We start from the raw sequence: 9,024 nt of genomic DNA on the forward strand, positions 1-9,024 counted from the left end.
TGTTCCTAAAATTATCGCTGCATTCCTATTAATTTCTCGAACAGATCCATCCGGCATCTGACATATACAAAAAAATCCTCCCCGGTCGAAGCCGGGAAGGATTATCATACACCCTGCAGGTCTGCTGTAGTCAGCCGCGCAAGCTGTATTTATTTCGTTTCAATTTCCTCGTTCGATGGCACCGGTGCATCTTTCTTGGTAACCGACAATGCACCATTCTCTTCGTCAATAAGCAGGGAGTCGCCTTTGGTCACATTACCCGTCAGCAGCTCTTCGGACAATTTATCTTCGATATGCTTCTGGATCGCCCGACGAAGCGGACGTGCACCGTAAGCAGGATCAAACCCAGCTTTGGCCAGGAAGGCCTTAGCGTTATCCGTAAGCTCGAAATCAACCTCATATTCGTTAAGCCGTTTCCGCAGTTCCTCACTCATAAGTGTAACAATCTCAGCGATATGTTTCTGTTCGAGGGAGTGGAACACGATAATTTCGTCAATCCGGTTCAAGAACTCAGGACGGAAGCTTTTCTTCAGCTCATCCATTACTTTGCCCTTCATGTTATCGTAATCTGCACCTGCATCGACAACAGCCGTGAAACCAAGGGTGGAGTTACGTTTGATCGCTTCTGCACCTACGTTAGACGTCAGGATAATCAGTGTATTGCGGAAGTCAACCACACGTCCTTTGGAATCGGTCAGACGACCATCTTCAAGCACCTGCAGCAGGATGTTGAATACTTCCGGGTGAGCTTTCTCCACTTCGTCCAGGAGGACAACGGAGTACGGTTTGCGACGAACTTTCTCTGTCAGCTGACCGCCTTCTTCGTATCCCACATATCCTGGAGGCGCTCCGACAAGACGTGCTGTGGAATGTTTCTCTCCGTACTCGGACATGTCAATCCGGATTACGGCATTCTCGTCGCCAAACATTGCTTCAGCAAGTGCCCGAGCGAGTTCGGTTTTACCTACACCGGTAGGACCGAGGAAGATAAATGAACCCATCGGACGTTTCGGATCTTTGAGTCCGGCACGTGCACGGCGAACGGCACGGCTTACTGATTTAACTGCTTCATCCTGACCGATCACTCGTTCATGCAGAATGGACTCCAAAGTCATCAAACGCTGCGTTTCTTCTTCCTTCAGCTTGTTCACCGGAATTCCTGTCCAGTTGGCAACCACTTGAGCGATATCCTCTGGCGTTACTTCGGAATCGGTACGGCCTTGTTTTTCTTTCCATTGATTTTTCGTGGTATCTAATTCTTCACGAATCTTTTGTTCTGTATCACGAAGCGCAGCTGCCTTTTCGAATTCTTGGCTCTGAACCGCAGCGTCTTTTTCCTTACGGATATCCTCCAAACGGCTCTCCAATTGTTTCAAGTTTGGCGGAATCGTGTATGAGTTCAGCCTTACTTTTGATCCAGCTTCATCAATCAAGTCGATTGCTTTATCTGGCAGGAAACGGTCCGTAATATACCGATCAGACAATTTGACTGCCTGCACAATCGCTTCATCCGTAATTTTCACACGGTGATGGGCTTCATAACGATCACGCAGACCGTGCAGAATTTGAATCGCTTCTTCCGGTGAAGGCTGATCCACTGTAATCGGTTGGAAGCGGCGCTCCAGCGCAGCATCTTTCTCAATGTATTTACGGTACTCATCAAGTGTCGTTGCACCAATGCACTGCAGTTCGCCACGAGCCAGAGCTGGTTTCAAAATGTTTGATGCATCAATTGCACCTTCAGCTCCGCCTGCGCCAATCAACGTGTGCAGCTCATCGATGAACAGGACAATGTTACCGGCCTGACGAATCTCATCCATGATTTTTTTCAAACGATCTTCGAATTCACCACGATATTTGGTTCCGGCTACAACCGAACCCATATCCAGCGTCATTACGCGTTTGTCTCGCAATGTTTCTGGAATTTCGTTCGCAATGATTTTCTGTGCGAGACCTTCAGCAATAGCGGTTTTACCTACGCCAGGTTCACCGATCAATACCGGGTTGTTTTTGGTACGACGGCTCAGTACCTGAATGACACGTTCAATCTCCTTGCTGCGCCCAATAACCGGGTCCAGGTTGTTCTCTCTGGCGTAAGCGGTAAGGTCGCGTGCCAGACTGTCGAGTGTAGGTGTGCTTACGTTAGCCGGTGTGCCGTTGTGACTGGAGACAGCTTCACTGCTGCCCAGCAGCTGCAGCACTTGCTGACGTGCCTTGTTCAAACTGATACCGAGGTTGTTGAGCACACGTGCTGCAACCCCTTCACCCTCACGAATCAATCCAAGCAGAATGTGCTCTGTGCCCACATACGTGTGGCCAAGTTTACGAGCTTCATCCATGGACAGTTCAATTACTTTTTTCGCACGCGGCGTATATGCAATGTTCGTAGGCTGCTCTTGGCCGCGACCAATCAGCGTCTCTACTTCATCCTGAATTTTTTCCAATCCGAGTCCCAGGCCGATCAGTGCTTTGGCAGCAATGCCTTCGCCTTCACGAATGAGGCCGAGCAAAATATGCTCCGTACCGATGTTATTATGACCGAGACGGACAGCTTCTTCCTGCGCGAGTGCGAGCACCTTTTGGGCCCGTTCCGTAAATCTTCCAAACATCATATCTCCTGCACCTCCATGGTTTTGGATAAAACGAAGGGACTCTCACCCGAGTTCATCATCCTTCGTATTCTTCATATCATTTTTTTGGCAGCCATGCTGCGAATAAAATCATGGGTACTCCAGCAGAAGCGGAGACCTTATTATATAAAAGCCGCAGAAGCGGCATGAAACCGAAATAGTTTCTTGAATTTTAGGTAGAGTTTACCCAGAACTTTTAGCTGCATTGATCGTATCACGAATTAACTGAGCCCGATAGATATCACGCTCATCGGTACGCATATCCCCATACGTTTTTTGCAAAAATCCAGGCTGTGTCATCACATTCAGCTCATTCATCACTGGAATGGACAGCCCATTCAGCAGTCCCAAGTCTACGCCAAGACGTACATCAGACAACCGCTGCGCAGCTTCCTTCGTGTCGACAATGGCCGCATGAGATAGAATTCCATATGAACGCATCACACGATCCGTAATACGTAATCTGGAATCCGTAATCAGCCGTTCTCTTGCTGTACGTTCATGACCGATCATCTGTAAAACGACACTGTGCAGATTTTCGATCACTTCTTGCTCCGTCTGTCCAAGTGTAATCTGGTTGGAGATCTGGAACAGGTTGCCCATCGCCTCACTGCCTTCACCGTAAATCCCACGCACCGTTAATCCCACTTGGGATACAGCGCTGAGAATACGACCGATCTGCTGGGTCATGACGAGTGCGGGAAGATGCATCATGACTGATGCTCTTACACCTGTGCCCACGTTTGTTGGGCAGCTGGTCAGATAACCTCTGCGATCATCAAAGGCATAATCCACGTGCGCTTCAAATGCATCATCTATAGCGGAAGCTTTCTCCCAGGCTTCTTTTACCTGGAACCCCGGATAGAGGCACTGGATACGCAGATGATCCTCTTCATTAATCATAATACTTACCGATTCATCTTCACTGAGGATTACGGCCCCGTTTCTCGATTCATTCGCAAGATTCGGACTGATCAGATGTTTCTCCACCAGCACACGCTTGTCGAGTTCGTCGATATCCGTCAGATCGAGTGTAGTAAAATCTCCAAAGGCGTGTACGTCATCGTACTGAAGTACTTCGCTCAGCTTATTCAGCACCTCTTCCGATTGCTCACCCGAAGCCAGCATGGGAAACGGGATATGCTGAAGATTACGTGCAATCCGGACACGGCTGCTGATGACAATCTCAGAATCAGCCGCATCGCTGCGCATCCAGTCACTGAGCGCCTTCTCTGTAAAGCGCAGATTAGGCATTATGCTTCCCTCCTACTCATGACAAACTTTACTCCTGAGCTATTCCTTTTTCAAGTTCCCTGATTTGGTCACGTATCTGAGCAGCCTCTTCAAATTCTTCTTGAGCAATGCTCTGCTGCAGATGCTGCTTCAGATCGGCGATCTGCCGTTTCACTTTGATACGTCCACCTGCTCTGGCAGGAACTTTACCTACATGTGATGTACTGCCATGCACTCGTTTGAATAACGGGTCCAGGCGGCTGTCAAAATATTTGTAACAGGAACTGCAGCCAAAACGGCCGATTTTACTGAACTGGGCATAGGTCATGCCGCATTCTTCACACTGCAGCGCCTTGGCAGGTGCTGCACTTTTGCCTGCCGGATCAAAATCAAGCAGACCGGACAACAGATTGTGAATCGAAAATCCTCCTGCTGTTCCAGGAATCATCTCGCCCTTCTCACGGGCACATGACTCACAGATATGGAATTCCGTCTTCTCTCCATTTACAATTTTCGTAAAATGCAGTGTAGCCGGACGTTTATTACATTCTTGGCACAGCATATAGATGTACCTCCTTTGATCCCGATAGTTTTCATTTACCGAGCAAAGATATTAGCATCGCCTTCAACATTCTGGCACGAATTTGATCCCGGTAAGGAAGTTTGACCATTAGAACCTCTCTCGACACAGCTGCACGCATCAAACCGGCTTCCCGCTTGCTTAAAAAACGCGCTTCTTCCAGTTGATAGATCAGCCCTTCAGCAGCAGTCTGTCCAATCTCCTCACCAATACTATGATGCAGATGATTATGCAGTGCTGATTGGGCAGGCAATTCAATGCGCTGTATGCGAACATATCCACCGCCGCCGCGTTTACTCTCTACCAGGTAACCTTTTTCAAGAGTAAAACGGGTGCTGATGACATAATTGATCTGGGAAGGTACACATGAAAACTGATCTGCCAGATCATTACGCTGAATTTCAATCATTCCTTCGGGACTTTCATGCAAAATACCCTTCAGATATCGTTCGATAATATCAGAGATATTACGCATCCAATCATCCTCCACTGTCTGAAACGTTAAGTCAATAAGGACCTGCACGCCCCCACAGAGTACACCTTCTCCACCCATTTAACCATTCAGAGAAACAGCGAATCTTGCTGACTGAGGTGCTAAACAGGAGAACAAAGGAAGCACGAAGGTCCTTTAATATCCCTTGATCTTCCAAATGACTTGTATCCGAAATACGATACTTTTCAATCATTAGAGAGCAGTAAGAGAGCGCGACATCCTGTCATAGGTGAAATCATTATTATTCAGCCTTCAGTTGACTTTGACTTTCTTTGACTTTATATACATTATAGCATATTTTACTGGTTTGCCAAGTGGGGGCACTATTCATTTTTTACGATTTTACACGAAATATTCGCCTGACACAAAAAAACCTCTCCCAAATGTCAGGAGAAGTCTGATTGTCTTACGATTACCCTCTGAATCTGCCCGGTCTAATCCGGCTGAACAATATACCTCTTAGAAAAAATCAAGCAAATAGGTTTCACGCTCCGGAACCGCCTTCTCCAGCGCTTGGACCGCGGCAGCTGGTCCTTCCAGTCTGCCGATCTGGGCCATCTCTGCCGGTCTGCGATATCCCATTAATACCGCCGTGAGCGATTGAATGTTCAGGCGAAGCGTCTGATCTTCCTGACCAACATGCTCTGATCCGGACTTTTTCCATATCGAAGCTGTTCCGTTCATTGCCACATTCAATTCCCATACCCCTTCATTCCAAGGAGCATAGGCATCCTCAACCTCAAGCAAAATCTGTACAGGTGAGTCCTGGCTTGCAAAAGGGTACTGCGAAATGAACTGCTCCACACTTACGATTCGCGCCATAAAGTATGGTACAATCTCCTGCTGGATCCGAGGATTGTCCAATTGAAAAGCAAGCATATCCCGTGCAGGTGCCTGCAAAGTCACTTCATCAACCATGGAATCATGATTAGATATGAATGTCCATAGTCCTTGTCTCGCCTCTTCGTTGAGATGAATCATCTCACCAATTGTAAATTTGCCTTCCTTAACTTCGTAAAGTACATATCCCTGTGGTACACCCGTCTCGTCAAAGTAAACAGCCCGCTGGCTTCCTTTTTTGACATAAACTGAATTCGTCCACCAAGCGTCATCACGATTCAACGTTCCGTTGTAACGCGCTGCATAGACATTGTATACCTGCTTCAATACAGCAAGCTCGGGATTATTTCGTTTAATCACACCTGGCGTCTGTTTTTTAGCTGGCAGTTGGGAAGTCGTCAGTTTGTATTTCTTATATTCAACGTAGGTTTCCCATCCATACTTCCGATAGAACGCAAATGCAAACGGATGCAGGAAGGACACACTCTGCTTATTCCGATTCATCTCTTCCAGTGCATACTGCAGCAGTCCTGCTACCCAGCCCTTTCGTCTGTATTCCGGCCAAGTGGCTACACCCGCGATGCCGCCCATCTCAAACGATCTTCCATTTATATAGGTTTGAAAAGGAATAATCTGAAGTTTGGCCCCAACTTGGCCATCTGCATATACACCCAGTACATTGTGTGCAGCAAATTCCTGACGGCGTCTCTCCAGCTGTTCCTCTGTCATCGTGAACTGGAAAGCATATTCGGAAAGAGCCATACATGCCTCATAATCGTCAGTTGTTAATTTGCGAAGTTCCATATGATCCTGCACCTCATTCTCTTGTAGTGTAAGCCCATTTCTTGTGAAAAGGTTATACGATGCTGCTCCATACATTTGAGTTTGTCAGAGGTTACTCATAAAGTCAAACAGGAGATGCATGATGCATCTCCTGAAAAAGATATATAAAATAAAAACCACCACCGAACATCATCGGCAGTGGTTCTTTGCTTGGCGGCGTCCTACTCTCCCAGGACCCTGCGGTCCAAGTACCATCGGCGCTAGAGGGCTTAACGGTCGTGTTCGGGATGGGTACGTGTGGAACCCCTCCGCCATCGCCACCAAACGCGATTGGATCGAAGTTGTACTTCTTTCCATTCAGATGAAACTGAAAACCAACCACACCTTAAGGGATGTACCGATTTTCATGTCATTCAGAGTGTTGTTCTCTGAAAACTAGATTCGAAACGAAACTCACGCGACTCAAAACTTGCTATTGGATAAGCCCTCGACCGATTAGTACTGGTCAGCTCCATGCATTGCTGCACTTCCACCCCCAGCCTATCTACCTCGTCGTCTTCAAGGGGTCTTACATACTGGGAAATCTCATCTTGAGGGGGGCTTCACGCTTAGATGCTTTCAGCGCTTATCCCGTCCGTACATAGCTACCCAGCGGTGCTCCTGGCGGAACAACTGGTACACCAGCGGTACGTCCATCCCGGTCCTCTCGTACTAAGGACAGCTCCTCTCAAATTTCCTACGCCCACGACAGATAGGGACCGAACTGTCTCACGACGTTCTGAACCCAGCTCGCGTACCGCTTTAATGGGCGAACAGCCCAACCCTTGGGACCTACTTCAGCCCCAGGATGCGATGAGCCGACATCGAGGTGCCAAACCTCCCCGTCGATGTGGACTCTTGGGGGAGATAAGCCTGTTATCCCCAGGGTAGCTTTTATCCGTTGAGCGATGGCCCTTCCATGCGGTACCACCGGATCACTAAGCCCGACTTTCGTCCCTGCTCGACTTGTAGGTCTCGCAGTCAAGCTCCCTTATGCCTTTGCACTCTTCGAATGATTTCCAACCATTCTGAGGGAACCTTTGGGCGCCTCCGTTACTCTTTAGGAGGCGACCGCCCCAGTCAAACTGCCCACCTGACACTGTCCCCGTACCCGCTAAGGGCACCAGGTTAGAACCTAGATACGATCAGGGTGGTATCCCAACGGTGCCTCCACACAAGCTGGCGCTCATGCTTCAAAGGCTCCCACCTATCCTGTACAGATCGTACCCAAATTCAATATCAAGCTGCAGTAAAGCTCCATGGGGTCTTTCCGTCTTGTCGCGGGTAACCTGCATCTTCACAGGTATTAAAATTTCACCGGATCTCTCGTTGAGACAGCGCCCAAGTCGTTACGCCATTCGTGCGGGTCAGAATTTACCTGACAAGGAATTTCGCTACCTTAGGACCGTTATAGTTACGGCCGCCGTTTACTGGGGCTTCGGTTCACAGCTTCGGATTGCTCCTAACCACTCCCCTTAACCTTCCAGCACCGGGCAGGCGTCAGCCCGTATACTTCGCCTTACGGCTTCGCACAGACCTGTGTTTTTGCTAAACAGTCGCTTGGGCCTTTTCACTGCGGCCCCCTCGTGCTATTCACACTACCGGGGCACCCCTTCTCCCGAAGTTACGGGGTCATTTTGCCGAGTTCCTTAACGAGAGTTCTTCCGCGCGCCTTAGAATTCTCTTCTCGCCTACCTGTGTCGGTTTGCGGTACGGGCACCTTCATCTGGCTAGAGGCTTTTCTTGGCAGTGTGAGATCATGACCTTCGCTACTGTAATTTTCACTCCCCATCACAGCTCAGCCTTACGATGTGCGGATTTGCCTACACATCAGCCTTACTGCTTGGACAGGCATCCATCAGCCTGCGTCACTACCCTACTGCGTCCCCCCATCGCTCGTAACGATTTACGGTGGTACAGGAATTTCGACCTGTTGTCCTTCGACTACGCCTTTCGGCCTCGCCTTAGGTCCCGACTTACCCTGAGCGGACGAGCCTTCCTCAGGAACCCTTAGGCTTTCGGCGGATCAGATTCTCACTGATCTTTTCGTTACTCATACCGGCATTCTCACTTGTATGCTCTCCAGCGCTCCTTACGGTACACCTTCAACGTACATACAACGCTCCCCTACCCCTGGATCGACTTCACTCCAGCTTCGAAGCCCTGTGTTTATCCCCTGAGAAACATTTGGTCTTCCAAGATTTCAAACCTTGTTAGACAAAAATGTCCTTGTGGTAAACACCGCCTCAAAGAAGCAGTGAAGTCGATCCAAGCCATAGCTTCGGTGGTGTGTTTAGCCCCGTTACATTTTCGGCGCAGAGTCACTCGACCAGTGAGCTATTACGCACTCTTTCAATGATGGCTGCTTCTAAGCCAACATCCTGGTTGTCTGTGCAACTCCACATCCTTTCCCACTTAACACACAC

The 9,024-nt window shown here is 48.7% G+C and carries 5 protein-coding genes and 2 rRNA genes (1 of these 7 running past the window's edge); all 7 read right to left on the reverse strand.

The annotated features are described in order from the left end of the window. Positions 1 to 149 precede the first annotated feature (149 nt). Positions 150 to 2,612, reverse strand: a complete 2,463-nt coding sequence (locus MKY97_RS25685; protein ID WP_342552982.1) for an ATP-dependent Clp protease ATP-binding subunit — start codon at positions 2,610 to 2,612, stop codon at positions 150 to 152. Between the two features lie 201 nt (positions 2,613 to 2,813). Then, positions 2,814 to 3,884, reverse strand: coding sequence for a protein arginine kinase (locus tag MKY97_RS25690; protein ID WP_342552983.1), 1,071 nt, complete (start codon positions 3,882 to 3,884; stop codon positions 2,814 to 2,816). Between the two features lie 28 nt (positions 3,885 to 3,912). Then, positions 3,913 to 4,425 (reverse strand): UvrB/UvrC motif-containing protein, encoded by a 513-nt coding sequence (locus MKY97_RS25695; protein WP_342552984.1) that lies wholly within the window; start codon positions 4,423 to 4,425, stop codon positions 3,913 to 3,915. 31 nt (positions 4,426 to 4,456) lie between these two features. Next, positions 4,457 to 4,918 carry a CtsR family transcriptional regulator gene (locus MKY97_RS25700; RefSeq protein ID WP_110899255.1) on the reverse strand — a complete coding sequence of 154 codons (462 nt, stop codon included), beginning with the start codon at positions 4,916 to 4,918 and terminating at the stop codon, positions 4,457 to 4,459. Positions 4,919 to 5,395: 477 nt separating this feature from the next. Next, positions 5,396 to 6,580, reverse strand: coding sequence for a GNAT family N-acetyltransferase (locus tag MKY97_RS25705; RefSeq protein WP_342552985.1), 1,185 nt, complete (start codon positions 6,578 to 6,580; stop codon positions 5,396 to 5,398). Between the two features lie 187 nt (positions 6,581 to 6,767). Further along, positions 6,768 to 6,884: ribosomal RNA gene (rrf, locus tag MKY97_RS25710) — 5S ribosomal RNA — on the reverse strand. Between the two features lie 150 nt (positions 6,885 to 7,034). After that, positions 7,035 to 9,024: ribosomal RNA gene (locus MKY97_RS25715) — 23S ribosomal RNA — on the reverse strand; it runs 1,076 nt beyond the window's last position.

It is taken from the genome of Paenibacillus sp. FSL R7-0652, from assembly GCF_038595045.1.
Lineage (GTDB): Bacteria > Bacillota > Bacilli > Paenibacillales > Paenibacillaceae > Paenibacillus.